15 protein-coding genes are annotated in these 21,619 nt (G+C 63.2%); 6 read left to right on the top strand and 9 right to left on the bottom strand.

The features are described 5' to 3' along the window. Positions 1–7 precede the first annotated feature (7 nt). The 3 genes from fdnG to AC1DMY_RS06745 form a co-directional block, all read right to left on the bottom strand. Positions 8–2,476 carry a formate dehydrogenase-N subunit alpha gene (gene fdnG, locus AC1DMY_RS06755; RefSeq protein WP_477164228.1) on the bottom strand — a complete coding sequence of 823 codons (2,469 nt, stop codon included), beginning with the start codon at positions 2,474–2,476 and terminating at the stop codon, positions 8–10. A gap of 12 nt (positions 2,477–2,488) precedes the next feature. Then, positions 2,489–3,082 carry a hypothetical protein gene (locus tag AC1DMY_RS06750; RefSeq protein ID WP_477164227.1) on the bottom strand — a complete coding sequence of 198 codons (594 nt, stop codon included), beginning with the start codon at positions 3,080–3,082 and terminating at the stop codon, positions 2,489–2,491. 275 nt (positions 3,083–3,357) lie between these two features. Beyond that, positions 3,358–4,755, bottom strand: coding sequence for a serine hydrolase domain-containing protein (locus AC1DMY_RS06745; RefSeq protein WP_477164226.1), 1,398 nt, complete (start codon positions 4,753–4,755; stop codon positions 3,358–3,360). 261 nt (positions 4,756–5,016) lie between these two features. Here AC1DMY_RS06745 and gnd point away from each other — a divergent pair, with 261 nt between their 5' ends. Then, entirely contained in the window at positions 5,017–5,922 is a 906-nt protein-coding gene (gene gnd, locus AC1DMY_RS06740; RefSeq protein WP_477164225.1) for a phosphogluconate dehydrogenase (NAD(+)-dependent, decarboxylating), read from the top strand. A 24-nt stretch (positions 5,923–5,946) separates the two neighbouring features. Here the strand turns inward: gnd and tkt are convergent, their stop codons facing one another. From tkt to AC1DMY_RS06710, 6 genes are all read right to left on the bottom strand, one after another. Further along, complete coding sequence (tkt, locus tag AC1DMY_RS06735) at positions 5,947–7,995, bottom strand: transketolase (protein WP_477164224.1); 2,049 nt, start codon at positions 7,993–7,995, stop codon at positions 5,947–5,949. Positions 7,996–8,045: 50 nt separating this feature from the next. Continuing rightward, positions 8,046–9,128, bottom strand: coding sequence for a transaldolase (tal, locus tag AC1DMY_RS06730; protein WP_477164223.1), 1,083 nt, complete (start codon positions 9,126–9,128; stop codon positions 8,046–8,048). Positions 9,129–9,131: 3 nt separating this feature from the next. After that, entirely contained in the window at positions 9,132–9,860 is a 729-nt protein-coding gene (locus tag AC1DMY_RS06725; RefSeq protein ID WP_477164222.1) for an HAD family hydrolase, read from the bottom strand. Beyond that, positions 9,854–11,245, bottom strand: coding sequence for a glucose-6-phosphate dehydrogenase (zwf, locus tag AC1DMY_RS06720; RefSeq protein WP_477164221.1), 1,392 nt, complete (start codon positions 11,243–11,245; stop codon positions 9,854–9,856). Before zwf ends, AC1DMY_RS06725 begins: the two co-directional genes overlap by 7 nt. Before the next feature lie 140 nt (positions 11,246–11,385). Then, positions 11,386–11,871 (bottom strand): RidA family protein, encoded by a 486-nt coding sequence (locus tag AC1DMY_RS06715; RefSeq protein WP_477164220.1) that lies wholly within the window; start codon positions 11,869–11,871, stop codon positions 11,386–11,388. Positions 11,872–11,938: 67 nt separating this feature from the next. Beyond that, entirely contained in the window at positions 11,939–12,577 is a 639-nt protein-coding gene (locus tag AC1DMY_RS06710) for a TetR/AcrR family transcriptional regulator (RefSeq protein WP_477164219.1), read from the bottom strand. Between the two features lie 112 nt (positions 12,578–12,689). Here AC1DMY_RS06710 and AC1DMY_RS06705 point away from each other — a divergent pair, with 112 nt between their 5' ends. The 5 genes from AC1DMY_RS06705 to AC1DMY_RS06685 all read left to right on the top strand — a co-directional run bounded on the left by AC1DMY_RS06705 (position 12,690) and on the right by AC1DMY_RS06685 (position 21,560). Further along, entirely contained in the window at positions 12,690–14,132 is a 1,443-nt protein-coding gene (locus tag AC1DMY_RS06705) for an MFS transporter (protein WP_477164218.1), read from the top strand. Beyond that, positions 14,129–14,578 (top strand): MarR family winged helix-turn-helix transcriptional regulator, encoded by a 450-nt coding sequence (locus tag AC1DMY_RS06700; RefSeq protein ID WP_477164217.1) that lies wholly within the window; start codon positions 14,129–14,131, stop codon positions 14,576–14,578. The genes AC1DMY_RS06705 and AC1DMY_RS06700 overlap by 4 nt, the downstream gene beginning before the upstream one ends. 199 nt (positions 14,579–14,777) lie before the next feature. Next, positions 14,778–15,833 carry a glucokinase gene (locus AC1DMY_RS06695; RefSeq protein WP_477164216.1) on the top strand — a complete coding sequence of 352 codons (1,056 nt, stop codon included), beginning with the start codon at positions 14,778–14,780 and terminating at the stop codon, positions 15,831–15,833. After that, complete coding sequence (locus tag AC1DMY_RS06690) at positions 15,830–18,166, top strand: beta-N-acetylhexosaminidase (protein ID WP_477164215.1); 2,337 nt, start codon at positions 15,830–15,832, stop codon at positions 18,164–18,166. Before AC1DMY_RS06695 ends, AC1DMY_RS06690 begins: the two co-directional genes overlap by 4 nt. A 190-nt stretch (positions 18,167–18,356) precedes the next feature. Beyond that, positions 18,357–21,560, top strand: coding sequence for a TonB-dependent receptor (locus tag AC1DMY_RS06685; RefSeq protein ID WP_477164214.1), 3,204 nt, complete (start codon positions 18,357–18,359; stop codon positions 21,558–21,560). Positions 21,561–21,619 lie beyond the last annotated feature (59 nt).

Here is a 21,619-nt window from a genome sequence, read left to right as displayed (position 1 = left end):
GGCTTCCTCAGGCGGCGACCGGCGCCGTGGTCTTTTCAATGTTGACCAGGAACGCCTTGAACTCCGGCGTCTGCGTATTGGCGTCGCCCACGGACGGCGTCAGTGTGTTGGCCCCGTAACCCTTCCTGGCCTGGCCGGTGAAACCCCAATGCAAGGGCACGCCGATCACATGGGTTGGCTTGCCGTCCACGGTCATCGGCTTGATGCGCTTGGTGACATAGGCCTTGCATATCACTTCGCCGCGCTTGGACGACACCTTCACCCAACCGCCCTGCTCGATGCCCTTCTCCTTGGCCAGTACCTCGCCGATCTCGATGAATTCCTCCGGCTGGAGGATCGCGTTGATCAACGCGTGCTTGGTCCAGAAGTGGAAGTGCTCGGTGAGGCGGTACGTGGTGGCCACATAGGGGAAGTTCTTTGGACTGCCAAATGCGGCGCGGTCATCGGCGAACACACGGGCGGCTGGGTTGTTCTGCACCTTGGGATGCAGCGGGTTCTCCACGGGCGATTCCAGCGGCTCGTAATGCTCGGGGAACGGCCCCTCCGCCATCAGCTTGCGGGCGAACAGCCGACCCAGGCCTTCGTCGTTCATGATGAACGGACTGGCGCCGGCCGACGGTGCCAGGGTGGGCGTGTAGTCGGGCACGTCGATGCCCACCCAGCGTATGCCGTTCCAGGAAATGACCGGCTTGGCCGGGTTCCATGGCTTGCCTGCGGGGTCGGCACTGGCACGGTTGTACAAGATGCGCCGGTTTGCCGGCCACGCCCACGCCCAGTTCGGCGCGATGCCTTGCTCGCGTGGATCGGTGGCGTCGCGCCGTGCCATCTGGTTGCCCTTCTCGGTAAACGAGCCGGAGAAAATCCAGCAACCGGACGACGTACTGCCGTCATCGCGCAATTGCGCAAAGCCATCGAGCAAGGTGCCGGCCTTGGTCACTGCGCCGGTGGTTGCATCGGTGAGGTCGGCCAGGGCGCGGCCATTCATTTCCTTGGCCAACTCTTCCGGGTCGGGACTCAGCGGATCGGTGTACTTCCAGGTGAGGTTGAGCAGCGGATCGGGGAAGGCGCCGCCTTCCTTGCGATAGAGCTCGCGCAGGCGGTGATAGATACCGCTCATGATCCAGATATCGGACATCGAATCGCCCGGCCCTTCCGCCGCTTTCCAGTGCCACTGCAGCCAGCGCGCCGAGTTGACCAGGGAGCCGTTTTCTTCGGCGAAGCAGGTGACCGGCAGCTGGAATACCTCGGTCTGGATCTCGGCCGAATTGGCCGGGTTCTGCGGACCGAAGTCCTGCCAGAAACGCGAGGTTTCCGTATCCAGCGGATCCATCGTCACCAGGAACTTCAGCTTGCTCAGGCCGCGGCGGATCTTGCCGCGATCCGGGAAGGCCTGCAGAGGGTTGAAGCCCTGGCAGATGTAACCCGTCATCTGGCCGTTGTTCATCATCTCGAACGCCTTGATGATGTCGTACAGCGGGATGTCGAGCTTGGGCAGCCAGTCGAACGCCCAGTTGTTTTCCTGCGTGGCGGCGTCGCCGTAGAACGCCTTCATGAAGCTCACGAACAGCTTGCGGGTGTTCTGGTAATAACTGATCTGGCCCGGGCGCAAGGGTTTGAACTGACGGGTCGACATGTAGATGTCGAAATCCGTTTCCTTCTCGGTGGGCAGATTCATATAGCCCGGCATCTGGTTGGACAGCAGGCCGACGTCGGTCAAACCCTGGATGTTGGAATGCCCGCGCAAGGCATTCATGCCGCCGCCCGCCACGCCGATATTGCCCAGCAGCAGCTGGATCATCGCCATATTGCGGATGTTCTGCGCGCCCACCGAGTGCTGCGTCCAGCCGAGCGCAAACAGGCTGGTCATCGCCTTGTCGGGCGCACACGTGCTGGCGATCAACTCGCACACATGCAGGTACTTGTCCTGCGGCGTGCCGGTAATGCGCGACACCATCTCCGGCGTGTAGCGGGAGACGTGATGCTTGAGCAGGTTGATGACGCAACGCGGGTCCTGCCAGGTGTCGTCGGCCCGGGCGAAGCCATCCTTGTCCAGGTCATAGTCCCAGGTCGACTTGTCGTAGGTACGCGTTTCCTCGTTGTAGCCGGTGAACAGGCCATCCTGGAAATCGAAACCGTCCTTCACGATCAGGCTGGCGTTGGTATACGAGCGCACGTACTCATGCTGGATCTTGTCGTGCTCCAGCAAATAACGGATCACGCCATTGAGGAAGGCGATATCGGTGCCCGGGCGGATCGGCGCGTAGTAATCGGCCACCGAGGCCGTGCGCGTGAAGCGCGGATCGACCACGACGAGCTTGGCGCCGTTCTCGATCTTCGCCTCGATCACCCATTTGAAGCCGCACGGATGCGCTTCGGCAGCGTTGCCACCCATGACGATAACGACATTGGCGTTCCTGATGTCCTGCCAGGTGTTGGTCATTGCACCGCGACCGAATGATGGGGCCAGACTGGCCACCGTCGGTCCGTGTCAGACACGCGCCTGGTTGTCGAACACCACCATGCCGAGCGAGCGAACCACCTTCCAGGTGAGGTAGGAGGTTTCGCTGGACGACGCCGACGCCGCCAGCATGCCCACGCTGGTCCAGCGATTGACGGTTTCGCCTTTGGCGTTCTTCGCGATGAAGTTCTTGTCGCGATCGTCCTTCATCAGGCGCGCGATGCGATCCAGCGCGAAGTCCCAGGACACGATCTTGAAATCGGAGGCGCCGGGTGCGCGGTAGCGCGGCTCTTTTAGGCGCGTGGGGGCATGCACAATGTCGAGCAGTGCCGAACCCTTCGGGCACAAGGTGCCGCGATTGACCGGATGATCCGGATCACCCTCGATGTGGATGATGTTGGACAGCGCGTTCTTGGCGCGATCGCCCATGCTGTAGATGATGATGCCGCAGGCCACTGAACAATACGTGCAGGTGTTGCGCGTTTCAGTGGCGTGGGCAAGCTTGAAAGGTCGAACGGCGGCGGCTTGCGCCACCCCCGATTCGCCAAAGCCCAACACGCCTAGGCTGGATGCAGCCAACCCCAGGCCTGTGAACTTGATGAACTCGCGGCGAGTCATTGGCATCGCGTAGCGCTCCCGGAAATCTGGCTGGACCAACTGCCCAAACTAGGGCGTCGACGTGGCTCGAAAACTCCGTGGCGACGACGGCAATGAACCTGTCGCCTGCTCAAAAAGGTAGCACAGTTCCCCCGCTTGAGGGATCTGATTTCTTGCGAATTTCCGTTGCCGTGGAAAGCGTTTTTTGGCGGATGCAAACCGTCACATTCGTCTTAGACGAAAGTATTAAAACGTGCACGAACACAAGCGCCCGATCACGCTTTCATCACGCCGCCGATGGGTCATGGATGGGCTTCGTCGGCGGGTCCGACCACCCGCGGCATGGCCACGGCAGGCCCGTCGCCGCCATCGAAATAATCCAAGCGCGTGACCTTGCCTGCGGCGTCGCGCACAGGAACGAAGTAACTGAGTTCATCCGGCACGAAATAGAGCTTGCCATCCGCTGCGACCTGCATCGGCACCGCATGGCGGCCCGTGCGTTGGGCGTAGAGCTGGTGATCCTGGACCGATAGCGTTTGCACGGTGTTGTCGTCGACGCGATAGCTGCCTGCCAGGGCACTTAGCCCGGCATCGGACGGCGTCACCGCCACCGGCGTCACATAGGGATGACCCAGCGCGATGGCAGCCAGGCGGCGGCTCATGGTGCGGGCATCGAAATTGTCATCATTAGCCAGCACAATCACTGTCACATCTTGCTTTGGCAGGTAGGCGACGGCGGAGCAGAAGCCATCGATCTGCCCGGTATGCCCCACCATATCGCTGCCGCGCACGCGCCACAGATACATGCCCATGCCATAGGGATGAGCGGCGCCAGGCATCGCTGGCGTAATCATCCGTTGGAAGTCCTGCGCACTGATCACACGCCCGTGCGTCAACGCTCGCATCCAGCGCAAGAGTTCGTCGGCTGTCGCAACCAGACCGCCTGCCGCCGCGGGGATGCTCATGCTGATGAACGAGGCATTGTTGACCTGGTGCGCCGGATTGTCCGTCGTGTAGCCGGCGACGCGCCTCGGCATGACCACCGCATTGTCGCCATAGCGGATGTGTTGCAGGCCCAAGGGCTCCAGCAAAAGGCGCGTCATGGCCACGTGCCAGGGTTCGCCGGTCACCTTCTCGATCACGGCGCCCAGCAGGATGTAGCCGCCATTCGAATACTGCTGCTGCGTACCCGGCGCAAACGTCGGCGTGCGCTTGCGGATTTCGCCCACCAGGGTCGCCGTATCCACATCGCGTTTCATGAAGCCGGGCTGCGGATCCTTGGTCTTGTCGGAAACGCCTGCGGTGTGATTCAACAGTTCACGCAGCGTGATGTTGGCGGCGTTCGGGATATCCGAAAGATAAGTGGCGAGCTTATCGTCCAGCGACAGCTTGCCCATCTCGGCGAGCTTGAGCACGGTGGCAGCGGTGAACATCTTGGTGACCGACGCTATGCGGAATACCTGATCCGCATCGAGCGGCACGCTGAGTTCGATATTGGCGAGCCCGGTCGCACCGCGAAATACGATGGTGTCGCCCTTGGCGATGACCGCCACCACACCAGGACCGTCCTTGGCGGATACGCTCTCCAGCGCTCGCTGCGCGTCTTTCGCTAGCGATGTATCCGACGCAGGGGGTGTGGAGGCAGTAGCCGTCAGCGAAAACACCAGGGCGAACACCGCCAGACCGATACGCAAGCGCATTCCCGTCTCCTTATGGGCAACCGGATACAGCAGGAGTCCATCCACCAGCGCGCGAAGGTATGACACCGTACCGCTGCCTCGCAACTGTTCTCGCGGTATTGCCAAGCAGCTCAACTTCTTTCGATGTGTCGTGTTAAGCACATGCAGAGGGCAACCGCCATGGGCGAGTTCGCCTTACTCTCACGCAGGCTTGCCTGCGGCGCGCGCAAAATGCAGGCTTATCGCAATACTTTGTGTCCCTACGTGAGCTTAGGAAAACCAATGAAACTCGGCATGATCGGTTTGGGCAGGATGGGAGCCAATATGGCTCAGCGGTTGATGAAGGGCGGACATCAGATCGTCGGCTTCGATCCGCAAGAGGCGGCCCGAAAAGCACTGGAAAGTAGCGGCGCGCAGACAGCCGAATCGCTCGCAGCGCTGGTCGCCGCCCTGCCCGCGCCACGCACGCTCTGGCTGATGGTGCCCGCAGGCGATATCACCGATGCCAGCCTCGACGCGCTGCTGCCGCTGCTCGCCGCGGGCGATACCATCATCGACGGCGGCAACTCCTACTACAAGGACACACTGCGCCGGGCGCAGCGTTTCGCCGAACATGCCATTGCCTATGTCGACTGCGGCACCAGCGGCGGCGTGTGGGGGCTGGCCGAGGGCTACAGCCTGATGATCGGCGGTGAGGAGGCAGCCGTGGAACGCCTGCGTCCTATCTTCGAATCGCTGGCGCCGGCCAAGGATCAGGGCTGGGCGCGTGTAGGGCCGGTGGGTTCGGGCCACTTCACCAAGATGGTTCACAACGGCATCGAGTACGGCATGATGCAGGCGTATGCCGAAGGCTTCTCCATCCTGCGGCACAAGGCGGAGTTTGAGCTCGATCTGCAGCAAGTCGCGGAGATCTGGCGTTACGGCAGTGTCGTGCGCTCATGGCTGCTGGATCTCACCGCCGACGCACTGAAAAAGAATCCGGACATGACCGGCATCGCACCCTACGTGGCCGATTCCGGCGAGGGCCGCTGGACGGTCGACGAAGCCATCGAGTTGAACGTGCCCGCGCCGGTGATCACGCAATCGCTGATCGAGCGACTGCGTTCGCGCGACAAGGATTCGTATACCGACAAACTGCTGTCGGCCATGCGCAATGAATTTGGCGGCCATCCGATCAAGAAGGAATAAGCGGCAGTCTGCGAGGCCCTGCTGCTATCGAGCGAGCAGGGCCTTGGCGCGTTGGCAGACCGCATCGACGGTGAAGCCGTATTCTTTCAGCAAAACCTCGGCTGGTGCGGATGCGCCAAACGTTTCGATGCCCATCATGTCGCCGCCCGAACCCACATAGCGCTCCCAGCCTTGGGATATGCCGAGCTCCACGGCCAATCGCGCGGTCACCGATGGCGGCAATACTTCGTCACGCTCCGCTTGCGACAACGCTTCGAACAACTCCCAACTCGGCATTGATACGCAGCGCACGGCAACGCCCTCTCCTTCCAGGCGCTTGGCCGCCTCCACTATCAAGCCGACTTCCGAGCCGCTGGCGATCAGGATCAGCTCGGGCTTCTTGTCTGGCGTATCGAACAGCACATAGGCGCCGCGACGCAGCCCATCGGCCGATCCCATGCGCTCGCGATCCAGCGTGGGCACATTTTGCCGGGTCAGCACCAACAACACCGGACGGCCCCTGGTTTGAAGGGCCACGCGCCAGGCGACCGCGGTTTCGTTGGCGTCGCCCGGACGTATCAGGGTGAGGTTGGGAATCGCGCGCAGGGCGGCGAGCTGCTCCACCGGCTGATGGGTCGGCCCGTCTTCGCCCAGCGCGATGCTGTCGTGGGTGAACACATGGATGACGTGCAGCTTCATCAGCGCAGCCAGGCGCATCGGCGGGCGCATGTAATCGGAGAAAATCAGGAAGGTGGCGCCAAACGGAATAGTCCCGCCATGCGCGGCCAGCCCGTTGACGATGGCGCCCATCGCATGTTCGCGCACGCCGAAATGCAGATTGCGGCCTTGAAAACTCCAGCCCGCCACATCGGAACCCTGCAGATCGCCGCCCTTCGACGCGGGCGGATTGAAGTCGCCCAGGCCCTTCATGGCGGTCTTGGTGGAAGGGTTCAAGTCCGCGGAGCCGCCCGTGAAGGCGGGCACTTTGGCGGCAAACGCATTCATCACCTTGCTCGATGCGTCGCGCGTCGCCATGCCCTTGGCATCGGCGGGAAACACCGGGATATCCGCGTCCCAGCCATCGGCCAGTTCGCCGCGCAGGCTGCGTTGCAATTCATCATGGAGATCGGGAAACGCCTTGGCATATGCCTGCATCCGATCGTCCCATGCCGTTTCAAGTTCCGCCCCGCGCGGCAGTGCCTTGCGGAAATGGGCGAGCGCATCCTCCGGCACGTAGAAGTCCGGCTCTAGCGGCCAGCCGAGATTCTCTTTCGTCCGGCGCACGCTTTCCGCGCCCAGCGGCGAGCCATGCGCCTCGAACGTATCCTGCTTTGGCGAACCATAGCCGAGGCTGGTGCGCACCAGGATCAAGGTGGGTCGCGTAGCTTTGGCACGTGCCGTCTCCAGCGCCGCATCGATCGCGACCAGATCGTTGCCGTCGGTCACCGCGATGGTGTGCCAGCCATAGGCATCGAAACGCTGCCGGACGTCTTCGGTAAACGTCATGTCGGTCGCTGCGGATAATGTCATTGCATTCTGGTCATACAGGCAGATCAGCTTGCCCAGCCGCAGATGCCCCGCCAGCGAGGCGGCTTCGGAGGCCACGCCTTCCATCAGATCGCCATCGCTAACGATGGCGTAGGTGTGGTGATCGATCACGGTATGTTGCGGACGGTTGTAGCGCGCCGCCATCTGCGCCTCCGCCATCGCCATGCCCACTGCATTGGCCACGCCCTGCCCCAACGGCCCCGTGGTGGTCTCCACGCCGGGCGTGTCGCCGCGCTCGGGATGTCCCGGTGTCTTGCTGTGCCATTGGCGGAACTGCTTGATGTCGTCGAGCGATACGTCGTAGCCGGTGGCGTAGAGCAGGCTGTAAAGCAAGGCCGAGCCATGACCCGCGGACAGCACAAAACGGTCGCGATCAAACCACGCCGGGTTCGCCGGGTTATGCCGGAGCCAGCGCGTCCACAGCACATAAGCCATCGGCGCCGCATCGAGCGGCAGGCCGGGATGTCCGCTATTGGCCTTCTGCACCATGTCGACCGACAGGAAGCGCAGCGTGTTGATGCCTTTCAGATCGAGCTCATCGGTCATGCGGATCACCTGTGGGAGTGCGTACGAGCCTGCTGAAACAGCCGGCGGAGTTATGCCTTCGCCAACTGCGCACTCTTGTCGGTGATGCGCTGGAGCAGTTGCTTCCACGACGTCACGAAGGCCGCCGCGCCTTCCTGTTGCAGCTGTTTGGCCAGCGCGTCGAGATCAACGCCGGCATCGGCAAATTGCTTGAGGGTGCCGTCGGCGTCGCCGCCGTCCTCAGGCAACACGCCCTTCACGGCACCATGCGTGGCGAAGGCCCACAGGGTTTTCTCGGGCATGGTGTCGATCGTATCCGGTGCTGCCAGCGCTTCGATGTAGAGCGTGTCGGACACACTGGGATCCTTGGTGCCCGTGCTCGCCCATAGCAGGCGCTGCGGACGGGCGCCCGCTTTGGACAGCTTCTGCCAACGTGACGAGGCCAGCAGCTCGCGATAGGCGCGATAGGTCTGCTTGCCGACGGCGATACCCAACGTGTTGAGCAGTTCCTGCGGAACCTTGTCCTTGACCGCGACATCCCAGCGGCTCACGAACAGCGAAGCGACGGAGCCGACATGGGGATCCAGCCCCGCCTCGATGCGGCGCTCGATGCCGCGCAGATAAGCCTCGGCCGCGGCCAGGTATTGGTCGCGCGAGAACAGCAAGGTCACGTTGATCGGTATGCCTGCAAAGATCGCTTCCTCGATGGCCGGGATGCCTTCTGGCGTGCCAGGTATCTTCACGAAAAGATTGGGCCGATCGGCCTTCTTGAAGATGTCCCGCGCCGCCTGGATGCTGGCCTGCGTGTCGAAGGCCAGCAAGGGCGACACCTCCATCGAAACCCAGCCATCGACATGCTGGGTGGACTGGAACACGGGCTGGAACAAGTCGGCCGCACGACGAAGATCTTCCAGCGCCAACTCGATAAACAAGGCTTCGCCAGCAGCACCGTTGCGCGCCTTCTCGCGTATGCCTTCGTCATAGGCATCGCCATCCCCGATCGCAGCATTGAAGATCGATGGATTGGACGTGAGCCCGGTGACAGACAACTCATCGATGTAGCGGCGCAACGTGCCGTTGTCGAGGATCCCGCGGGTGATGTTGTCCAGCCAGAGGCTCTGGCCGAGGGCATGCAGTTGTGCGGTGGCTTTCATGATTCAGTCCGGTGCGGCGGCTTGCGGCGCCTGGTCAAGACGGGTCTGGCCGGCAGGTTCGCCAACGGGAAAATCGGACGAGGCCAGGCCAACCAGGTCGGCGATATTCATCACGGTCTTGTCAGGCGCGGGATCGATCACCAGATGCTCCGCTTCGCGCGCGTAATGTCCCTGCTTGACGAAGATGGTGGTGATATGCGCGCCGAAGATGCGCTTCATCGCCGCCAGCAACTGCGGCTTGTCGTCGACCATCACGTAATGCGTGGCCGGAAACGCGCGCTGGATGGCTTCGGTCATGCGCTCCTTGTGCACATACACCAGCACCCTGCCCTCCACCGCCGACCCCAGGCCGGAGCGCGCGATCTTGCGCGGCTGGAAGACGATGTCGCCATCGGACAGGATCACGGTCGAGCCCAGGGTGCCCATGTGTGCGAGTGCGTCCAGCGCGCCGGGAAACACCTTCTCGGCGAACGGATAGTCGAGCAGGAAGTTGGAGAGCGGCACCAAGCCCGGGTGGTACTCATGTCCCAGCCGGAATTGCTGCAGCGCGCCCAGATAGTCGGCAAAGCCGAGCTCGTCGCGAAGCTTGTTGTAGATGGACCAATAGCGCTCGCGCTCCATCGCCCCAAAATCGCGATCGAGCCGCGCGGTGAGATCGGCGGCAAAGCCGTCGTTGTCGAGCAAGGTGTTGTCGACGTCAAGCAAGAACACCAGTGATGTAGCGGTCAGCACGGACGTGTTTCCTCCGGTTTGGGATCGTGCCAACCGCCGTCGTCGGCGGTCAGCGTATTGGCTGCGGTCGGGCCCCAGCTGCCGGGCGCATATTCGTGCACCGGGTCGGTGTGATCTAGCACGGGATCCACGACGGCCCATGCCGCCTCCACGCTGGCATCGCTGGTGAACTGCGAGCCGTCGCCGCGCATCGCGTCGCCCAGCAGGCGCTGATAAGCCGATTGCTCGTGCACCGAACGATGCCGCGCGACCAGCTCGACCGGCTCGCCGCGCATCGCTTCGCCGGCCCGCTTCACGCGGGCGCCGGTGGAGATGACAACGTCGGGGCTGAGGCGAAAGCGGAAATAGTTGGAGTTTTGCACGGGCGAGCCGTCGAACACGGCCAGCGGCGGCGGCTTCAAGGTGACCATGACTTCGCACGCCGTCACCGGCAGGCACTTGCCGGCGCGGATATAGAACGGCACGCCGGACCAGCGCCAGGTATCGATATGCAGGCGCAGCGCCGCATAGGTTTCCACCTGAGAATCGGCAGCCACGCCCTTTTCATCGCGATAGCCGCGAAACTGGCCGCGCACCACCTGGGCAGGATCGAGCGGACGCATCGCCTGGAACAGGCGCTGCTTTTCCGAGCGCATGGCCGCCGCCTCGTGACCCACCGGCGCCTCCATCGCCAGCAGCGCCGTCACCTGCAGCAGATGGTTCTGCACCACGTCGCGCAAGGCGCCGGCTTCGTCATAGAAACTGCCGCGGCCCTGGATGCCGAAGTTCTCCGCCATGGTGATCTGCACGTTGTCGATATACGTGCGATTCCACACCGGTTCCAGAAAGGCATTGGCAAAACGGAAATACAGCAGATTCTGCACCGCCTCCTTGCCCAGATAGTGATCGATCCGAAAGATGCTGGTTTCGGGAAAGACTTCATGCAGCGTCAGGTTCAATCGTCTGGCCGAGGCCAGGTCGCGGCCGAACGGCTTCTCGATGACGATGCGCGCATTCTCGGCGCAGCCTGAGCTCGCCAGTCCCTGCACCACGGTGTCGAACATGGTCGGCGGTATCGCCATGTAATGAATCGGGCGCATGGCCTCGCCCAAGGCCTGCTTCAGGCGGGCGTACGTCGATGGGTCCTGGTAGTCGCCATCGATGTATTGCAGCTTGGCCGAAAGCTTCTCGAACGCCGCTGCGTCGAAGTGGCCGTGCTGCTGCAGGCTGTCGCGTGCGCGATCGCGCAGTTGCTGCAGCGTGTAGTGTCCATACGCCACGCCGATGATCGGCATCTCCATCTCGCCTGCCTGGACCAGCGCCTGCAGCGCCGGAAAGATCATCTTGTAAGCGAGGTCGCCCGTGGCGCCGAAAAACACGAAAGCATCCGAACGCGAACCACTCATGTGACGTGCCGACTCCCAGAGCCTCAGGAGCCCACGGCGGTCGGCGCCCTGGGCAGGATCCCCACCCTGACGCACAGCGCGTTAAATTCAGGCATGGACGACATGCGATTGATGTGATGTCCCCCGTGCGTTCTTGCGCCTCAAGGATGCAGCGAAAGCTCACCCTCGATTTCCACCGGGATATTGAACGGAAGCTCGGCCATGCCGACGGCGCTGCGCGTGTGCGCGCCGCGCTCCGCTCCGTACACGGCGAGGATCAGGTCGGAAAAGCCATTGATGACCTGCGGCTGCTGGATGAATCCCGGTGCCGAGTTCACCATGCCAAACGCGCGATGCCACTGCTGGACCCTGTCCAGGTCGCCGATGCTGCGCTTGAGACTGGCGAGTATGGACAGCGCCACCAGGCGCGCCGCCTGATAGCCCTCACTCACCGAAAGCTCGCTGCCCAGCTTGCCGAACGGGCCGGTCATCTGGCCATCTGCGCCTTGCGGACCATGACCGGAAATCAGCACGCGCGTGCCGTGCACCTGCACGAACTGGAACGGCAGGCTCAGGCCGCTCGGCACTTCAAACGGTGGCGGCAGGCGAAGACCCATGCTCGCCAGACGGTCTTCGATCTCACTCATGGGCGTCCTGTGTCACCGTGCTGGATCAGCTGAGGCATCCGATCCTATAACGAATACGCGGTCCGTCTCACGACAAACCACGCTGCAGCAGCGACAACACATGCTGCGTGCGCTGCGCCGTGGAAGCGGCTTTGGCACCCGAGGTGGCCTGCCACAGTGGCGCACCGGCGGCGGGGACCAGGGTCAGCCCAAGCAGGGTCATCACCATCTCCGTGGGATCCAGCGCGGGATTGAGCTCGCCATCGCGCTGTGCGTCCACAAAACGCGTCGTCACCAACGGCGCTGCCGCCGACAGTCTGGCCACCGCCAATTCGCGCAGCGCGCCACCCTCGCAAAGGACCTCACGCACCCACAGCGCGGGATACCAAGGGTGGGCTTCGACCAGTTCGCCGATGCCGATCACGAAGGCGGCCGCGAATTGCTGGATGTCGCCTTCCACCGCAAACAAGTGCAGAAAAAACTGCGACAACACCGGCGCGATGCGCTCGTCGAACACCGCCTCGACCACCTCCGCCTTGTTGCCGAAGTAGTAGCTGAGCAGCGCTGCATTGACGCCGGCATCGGCAGCAATCGAACGAACCGACGTCGCTGTCACCCCTGCGGCCGCGAAGCTTTTCAGCGCGACATCCAGCAGGTGTTCGCGCAATTCGGGGTTGTCCACCTTGGGGCGCCCCGCACTGCGCGTTGGGGCCTTGGGCCTGGCCATAAAGCACCTAATTCATCTATTGATGAATATCTTGATCATGTGATTAGGCAAAAGCAAGCGCCTGCAAAAATCGTGGATTGACCGCCAACCATTGTTAATTCACAATAGTTGCATGAATACAACTATCAACGACGCACGGCGTGCGCAGACCCATCCCAACCTGATCCTCGCCATCTGCTGCCTGAGCCTGCTGATGGTGGCGATGGATGCCACCATCGTGAACGTTGCCCTGCCCGCGATCCGGCGCGACCTGGGCGCATCGGTCTCGGGCCTGCAGTGGGTGATCGATGCCTACACCATGGTGGTGGCCAGTCTGCTCATGTTGGCCGGCTCAATGGCCGACCGCTTCGGACGTCGTCGCGTGTTTCAGTCGGGCATGGCGCTGTTCGTGCTGGGATCGCTGCTGTGCAGTGTTGCGCCGGATATCCATGGTCTGGTCGCATTTCGCATCGTCCAGGCCTTGGGTGCGACCATGCTCAACCCGGTCGCCATGTCGATCATCGCCAACACCTTCCACGAACCCAAGGCACGCGCACGCGCCATCGGCATCTGGGGTGCGGTTGCAGGCATCTCGATGGCCCTGGGTCCGGTGATCGGCGGCGCGCTGACAGAAACCATCGGCTGGCGCTCGATCTTCTGGGTGAACCTGCCAGTGGGCGCTGCGGCGATGCTGCTGGCGGCGCGCTATATCCCGGAATCCAAGGCGCCTCGTCCGCGTCGCGTCGATCCGGTTGGACAGCTGCTGGTGTTCACCATCCTGGCCACGGTGACTTATGCCGTGATCGAAGGCCCGCATGAGGGTTGGGGCTCAACCACCATCGTTGGCCTGTTTGCCGCGGCCGTGTTGTCGCTGATCGCCTTGCTGGTCTACGAACCGCGACGCCACGAACCGCTGATCGATGTGCGCTTCTTTCGCAGCGCGCCCTTCAGCAGCGCCACCTTGATCGCTGTGTGCAGTTTCTCTGCGTTCTCCGGTTTCCTGTTTCTCAATGCGCTGTACCTGCAGGAAGTGCGCGGACTGTCGGCCTTCCATACCGGCTTGTGCACCTTGCCGCTCGCGCTGGCGACAGTACTGTGCTCGCCGCTGTCCGGACGGTTGGTGGGAACGTATGGCACACGCCCTTCGCTGCTCGCTTCCGGCGCGGCCACCGTGATCAGTGCGCTGATGATGACGCAGCTCACTGCTACGACGCCGATGCCGCTGTTGTTGTTGACCTATGTGATCTTTGGTGTCGGTTTCGGCATGGTCAACGCGCCGATCACGAACACGGCTGTGTCCGGCATGCCCAAGGCGCAGTCCGGTCTCGCGGCGGCCGTGGCCTCCACCAGCAGACAGGTGGGTGCATCGCTGGGCGTGGCACTCGCGGGTACGATCCTGGGGATGCATGTGCACCAGGGTTTCGCCGAAGCCACGCATCCCTTCTGGTGGCTGATCACAGGTGCAGGCGTCACCGTGTTGTTGCTGGCATGGTTGTCCAACACGCGCTGGGCGCATGACACCACACGCCACGCGGCCCACTTGCTGGAAGAAGCCCCTGCCGGAGCTGCTGCATGATCCGACCCACCAACAGCCCTACCGAAGCCGATGCCGTCTGGCAGCTGATGGTTGGCATGGTGTGGGAAACGCGCGGCGTGCGTGGCGAGTGGCGCCGCAAGGTGAGTGAGGCCAGCGGGCTTTCTTTCAGCCGTATCCGCATCCTGTGGCGGCTGGTGGATGCTCCGATGACCTTGAAGCAGATCGCCGATGACACCGGCATGGATGCGCCCGCCGCCACCGTGGCGGTGAACGATCTTGAAGATCGCGGGCTCGTCGAACGCCACCCTCACCCCGAGAATCGTCGGGCAAAACTGGTGTCGATCACGCGCGCCGGCAAGCAGATGGTCGAGCTGGTCAACCGCACCGTGCAGGACGACGCACCGGCGGCATTCCAGCAACTTTCAAAGACTGACCTGGCTCATTTGCGGCGCATTCTGGAACGGCTAAATCGCAGCGAAAGCTAGCGTCCCAAGCGAGGCCGGGTGATTGGATTCGCCCTCCGGCGCGTCCCGCCAATCGCTCGTGTGCACCGTCAGCAGCACCCTTCCCCACACCCGGCAGCCGGTCTCTAGGCATTTTTCCCAGCATGCTGCGCCACCGCTTGACACCGGTGTCAATTACGTTACAGGCTGATAACAGTTCCACTGCGAGGGGCGGCTGGACGTGGCAAACGAGCATACGGATCGACTGGCGGGGAAACCGGCGGTGCCGTTTCTGGCGGCCGATATCGGCGGCACGCATGCGCGTGTTGCGCTGATGCGTGCCGGGCAGGATGGCATTCGCGGGGTGGAGACACTCGCCTATCGCGTCTACGCCTGCGCGGACTTTCCGCAGCTCTCGGATCTGCTGCAAACGTTTGTCGACGCCGAGGTGAAGGTCCCGGTCAAGCACTGCGTGCTTGCTTGCGCGGGCCAGATCATGGGCAACGAGGTGGTCAACGACAACCTGCCCTGGCCCATCCACCTGACCCAGCTGCATCACGCGCTGGGACTGGATGAGGTGGCCGTACTCAACGACTTCGAAGCGCTGGCCTATGCACTCGATGGCTCGCTCGTCGACGGCGGCCGCCATCTGTGCGGGCCCAACGCGCACGCCAGCGGACCGACCCTGGTGATCGGGCCGGGCACCGGTCTTGGCGCGGCAGCACATGTGCCCGACGCGGCCGGCGGCTTCGTGCTGGCGACGGAAGCCGGCCAGATGGATTTCGCACCCAATTCGGTGCGCGAGCGCGAGGTGCTCGCGACGCTGGCGCCGGAAGGCGGCTATGTGCCGTTCGAACACATCGTGTCGGGCCCGGGCCTGCTGTCGCTCTACGTCGCCTTGTGCACGCTGGACGGCGTAGCGCCGACGCTCGCCGCGCCGGAAGCCATCACCACGGCAGCGCTTGCACACGGAAATCCACAAGCGGTGGAGGCGGTGGAAATTTTCTGCGCCTCGCTGGGCAGTTTTGCCGGCAATCTCGCCATGGCCTTCATGGCCAGCGGCGGCGTGTATCTGGCCGGCGGTTTCCTGTCGTCGACCTTCGAGCTGCTCAAGCGCAGCGCGTTCGAGGAACGATTCCTGCACGGCCGCAGCGCGCGCGCGCTGCTGTCGCAAGTGCCGGTGTGGGTCACCGAGCACGGTCACCACGGCGTGCATGGCGCGGCCCAGTGGTATCTCAGGCGCGGCATGTCGGGCGCGGCAGCGCTGCCCCAGGCTGCGGCGGGTGGTGGCGCATGAGCCGCATCGCGACAGCGAGCTTCCTCCGTCGCCTGGCCATCGTATGGCTGGCGACGACGGGAATCGCTGCCGCCGCGCCAGACATTCCCGCCTGGTCGTTGTTGCCGCAGCCGGCAAAGGCCAGCCCTGCCGGCTCCGGTGCAGTGGACGTCGCCGATGGTGCCGCGGTCCAGCTGCGCGGTGGAGAAAAGCAACCGGTTCAGTCCATCGCAGATCGCTTCGTGCAGCGTGTGGCCGACAGCAACGGTTTGCATCTGCGCATGGCGACGTCGGACGCAACGCATCCCGCCATCACGTTCGAAGTGAATCCGCACGCCGATGTCACCGGCGATGCCGGCTACCGCATCACCGTGGACAACGGCGGCATCCTGGTCACGGCACGCACGCCGCGCGGCGCGTTCTACGGCAGCATCACCCTGGAACAATTGCTGACGCCCGCCGGATGGACGCGCGGCGCGCCGGTCAAAGTGGCCAACGGCGTCATCGACGATCACCCCCGCTTCGCCTGGCGCGCACTCCTGCTCGACTCCGGACGGCACTACCAGAGCGTGGCCGAGATCAAGCAGCTGATCGACTGGATGTCGCTGCACAAGTTGAACGTGTTGGTGTGGCATCTCACCGAGGACCAGGGCTGGCGCCTGGAAATCGCCAAGTATCCCGAGCTCACCAAAATCGGCGCCTGCCGCAAGGCGGTGGGCCTGGACAGCGAGCTGACCGGCTCCCACGACCAACCCTATTGCGGCTACTACACGCAGGAGCAGGCGCGCGAGATCGTGCGCTACGCCGCCGAACGCTTTGTCGATGTCGTGCCTGAAATCGACCTGCCCGGCCATTCGCAGGCCGCCGTCGCGACCTACCCGTGGCTGGGCGTCACCGGCAAGCGGCCCGAAGTGTGGACCGACTGGGGCGTCAGCCCATGGCTGCTCAAGCCGGACGCAAAGACTTTGCAGTTCGTCGACGACGTGCTCGACGAGGTGATGCAGCTGTTTCCTTCGCGCTACATCTCCATCGGCGGCGACGAAGCCGACAAGCAGCAGTGGAATGCATCGCCTGAGGTGCGCGCACAGATGCACAAGCTCGGCCTGGCCAACATGGACCAGCTGCAGGGCTGGTTTATCCAGCAGGTCGCCGCGCATCTAGTCGAACATGGGCGTACACCGGTGGGCTGGGATGACCAGCTGGCCACCGGCGAGAAGCTGCCTGCCTCCGAAGTGGTGATGTCATGGCATGGCGACCACAACGAGCGCGTGGCGCTCACGGCTGTCCGGCAAGGTCACGACGTGATCATGACACCGCAGGAATCGCTGTACCTCGACCACACGCAATCGGACCTGCCCGATGAATGGCCGGGCCCGCCTCCCTCGGCGACGTTGCGGCAGGCGTACGACACGATCGTGATACCGAAGGGCGCGAGCGCGACGGAAGCGAAGCGCATCATCGGTGTGCAGGTGAGCCTCTGGGCTGAGCAGATGCCCACCTTCGCCCACGACCAACACGCCATCTTCCCGCGCATCGCCGCGCTGGCGGAACTGGGCTGGTCGCCCGCGAACGCGCATGACTGGAACAGTTTTCTGCAACGCCTGCCGGCGGAACTGGCGCGTTACCGCGCGCTCGGCATCGCTTATGCCGACAGCGCGTTTGCACCCGTCTTCCAGGTGACCGCCGCGGCCAACGGCGCGTTCCGCGTCACGCTGTCCAATCAGGTGCAATCCGGCACGATCCGTTACACGACGGACGGCTCCGACCCGACCGCACAATCGTCAGCCTATGCAAAGCCGCTTACGCTGCCGGTCAACACAAACCTGCGAGCTGCAACCTTTGCAGCGGACGGATTCGTACTTGCCGCGCCGCGCACGCAGGCGCTGGACGCATCCACCTTGCTGAGCCGCGACGGCAACGCGCTTGCGACCTGTTCCAAGCAGCCTGCCTCGCGCCTCGACGGCAGCAAGCCCGCGCAAGGCCCGCGGCCGGTCTACTCGGTCGATATCGGCAACGCATGCTGGCTGTGGCCACAGGCGCCGCTCGATGGCGCCAAGCAAGTGACGATCACGATCGAACGCATCAGTTGGCGCTTCGGCGACGAAGCCAAGGACGCGGTGATCCGCCACAAGACGACCGCAGGCGGTGAAGTCGAGATCCATGCCGATACCTGCACGGGGCCGCTGCTGGCCCGCCTGCCGCTGCAGAGCGCGGTGCAGGCAACCGGGCAAGTTCGTCTTGAGGAAAAGCTTGCCACGCCGGCGGGGGCCGGCGTGCGCAATGTGTGCGTTTTCGCCACCGGCGATCCACGCGATGGACAGTGGGCGCTGGCACGAATCGCGTTTTCGAAGTGAGCAGTAAGCGGGGCAGACGCCCCGTGCAGTAGCACTGAGCATTGGCTTTGGCTGGGGAGCCAAAGTCGGGGACAACCAGAGATGGCATCACGACGGCGTGCGTACCCGCAGGCACCGCCGGGCTACGCGCATTTTGAAATACCACGGAGCAACCGAGGTTCGACAGGCAACACCAACGAGGTCAAAGCCCATGTCCACCGTACTTCGCAAACATCCACTGTCATTTGCCATCACCGTGTCGCTGTTCGCCGTCGTGTCGACGTCAGCTGCAGCGTCGACCTTTGCCGATATCCAGCAGGACGGCCAGGCTGCGCAGACCACGACCACGCAGACGGCGCCGCCGTCGCCTGACGCCAAGAAAACCGACGGCAAAAAAGCCGACGGCACTGACGCGCAGAAGAACGCGGTCAATCTATCGGCTGTCAATGTGTCGGGCGTGCGTGCCTCGCAGATGCGCGCCATCGATCTCAAACGCGATGCTGCCAATATCCAGGACAGCATCACGGCGGAGAACATCGGCGCCCTGCCCGACACCACCATCACCGACTCGCTGCAGCGCGTCACCGGCGTGCAGATCAACCGCGATGCGGGCGTGGGTACGTCGGTGGATGTGCGCGGCCTGCCGCAGGTCGGCACCATGTTGAACGGCGAAGTGTTCATCACGGCGGACCAGATCGACTCGCAGCAGCCGGACTTCACCATGCTGCCTTCGACGCTGTTCCACGGCGTGGACGTGATCAAGTCCCCTACGGCCAGCACCACCGACGGCGGCATCAGCGGCGCCATCGATCTGCATACGTACCGGCCGTGGGATCTCCCCAGCGGTTTTACGTACAGCTATTCGGCCAATGGCGAGCGCGGCAGTACCACCCAGCATACGGGACCTGAAGCGAACGGCCTCATTTCGTACAACGACTCAGGTCACTGGGGCCTGCTGATCTCCGGCGACTTCTCCAACACGCGCCGCATGAATGCGACCGAAGGCCTGGACCAGTACGGCGTGGTGCTCAACGGCGAGAACGCCGCCAGTGCCGGCGGCTACAACGGCTTCCTGACACCGTGGAACGGCGCACCGATTCCGTCCAAGATCGTGCAAAACGCCGACGGCAGCGTGGACGTCAACGGCGATGGGAAGTCCAACGGCGTGTTCATGGGCAGCCAGGACATCGGCCTCAACGACATCATTACCCAACGCAAGCGCAAGTCGGGCAACGCATCGTTCCAGTTTGACTTCGGCAGCGGCTTCACCGGCACCGCCGACTACTTCTATTCGTCGCAACGCGAGTACGACCGCAACGTCGGCATCCAGTTCAACTCCACCAACTGGCAGGGCGCCACGTACGTTCCGCTGCAGTCGCGCAATACCGGCGCGCCCGCGCTGGGCTCGTACGGCACGCCGGAACCGGGCTGGGAAGGTTCGCAGTACTACACGACCCAGCAGTACGAAAAGTGGCCCGGCGACGTGGAGTCGTATTCGCAGATCATCCAGAAGAGTTCCGTTGCAAGAAACCTGAACCTCCAGCTGGATTACGACAACGGCGGCCCGTTCACGGCGAGCGTGCGCGGTATCCGCGACACGGCATCGCAATCGTTCCAGGAATCGGACGTCAACATTTCCGACTCTGACGGCGCGCTCTGGCCCAATGTGTTGATGGACGGCGTGGATCCCGACTCCGTGCCGCCGGGGACGATGGTCTATCCCGCGCAGCTGGGCGGCAACCGCGTGTTCAATGCCAACGGCATTCCGCAAAACACAATACCGATCATCGCCAACTTCAATGGCCGCTATATCAAGATCGATGTGCCGCCGTCTCTGGCTAGCAACTTTGCCAACCCTGCCGACTGGACCATGAAGACGCTCGAATCGTCGGGCGATTACGACCGAAAGGTCGCGCTCAACGCCTTGCGCTTCGACGGCAAGTACGATTTCCAGGACGGCTTCAAACTGGAATTCGGCGTGCGCAACAGCATCCGCAGCGCCGACAACGAAGGCTGGACGCTGGAGGCGCCGGTCTACGCAGGCATGGGCGCCAGCGACCCCGCGGGATGCCTGGTGCGTTACGTCGGCGCCGACGTGGTGTTGAACAGCGGCTCGTGTACCGCCGGCAATGACCAGGGCTATTTCCGCGCCGGGCCGCTGTCGGCCATCTCGATGCCCAACACCGCCGCGCCGCTCGCCAACAACTTCAAGCAGTACAACAACCTGCTCGGCTCGGGCATCAACTTCTGGGCGATCGACCCCAATGCGATGGTCAACCCCATCGCTTACTGGAACTCGCTCTATCCGGGCACCCAGCAGGTGGCTGAGCCCGGCACCACCTGGGCCGTGCGCCTGAAGGAGCTGTCGGGCTACCTGCAAGGTGATTTCAACGGCACGATCTGGGACATGCCATACAGCGGCAACATCGGTGTGCGCCTGATCCACACCAACCTCGATGTGACCCAGCACCTCAGCGGCGATCCGGGTGCCTATGGCGACGAACCGGAAGACGTGGGCACGGCGACGACCAAGCGCAGCTATCAGGACGTGCTGCCCTCGGCCAACTTCGCGCTGGACGTCACCGACAGCTTCAAGGTTCGACTGGCGTATTCGAAGAACATGATGCCGCTGGACCTGAGCACCTGGGGCGGTGGCCTTCAGCTCAACTACTCGCTGGCGGAGACGCCTCAAGGGCCGATCTTCCGCGTATCCAACGGCACGTCCACCGGCAACCCAAACCTCAACCCATGGCGTTCGACCAACTTTGGTGCCTCGGCCGAGTACTACATCAACGAAACCAGCATGCTCAGCCTGGCGCTGTTCCGTATCAACGTGGACAGCTTCATCAAGAACGGCAGCGTGACCAACTGTACGCTGCCCGACGAAGACGGCGTGGTGCGCGATCACTGCATCGTGATCACCCAGCCAGTGCAGGGTACGGGCAACTCCATCCACGGCGCCGAGTTCGACTACCGTCAAGGCTTCACTTTCCTGCCGAGCTTCCTGTCGAAGACGGGTATGGAAATCAACGCCACGTATGCGCCCAGCAACTCGGGCGAAACGGATCTGGCCGGCAAGAAGATCCCGTTCCAGGACAACTCCACCAAGTCCGGCAACTTCATCCTGTGGTACCAGGACGATCATTTCCAGGCGCGCCTCGCGTACAACTACCGTTCGCGGCGTGCGGTGATGGACAGCGTGGGCGGCATCACCGGCCTGGAAATGTACGAGGCGCCGCAGAAGTACCTGGATGCATCGATCTCGTACAAGTTCAGCAAGTACGCCGAAGTGTTCCTGGACGGCACCAACCTCACCAACGAGTATCAAAAGTACTACCTGGTGTGGCCCGACCAGCCCGGTCACTCGACGTTCTCCGAACGCAGCTTCATGTTGGGCATACGCGGTCAGTGGTGATGCAGGCATCTGTTTGACGACGTACTGGCCCGCTCCGTGTTCGCCGGGGCGGGCCAGCT

This window comes from Dyella sp. 01L423 (assembly GCF_056399945.1).
The sequence above is the reverse complement of the archived record's forward strand: the minus strand, read 5'-3'. Positions and strand labels throughout refer to the sequence as shown.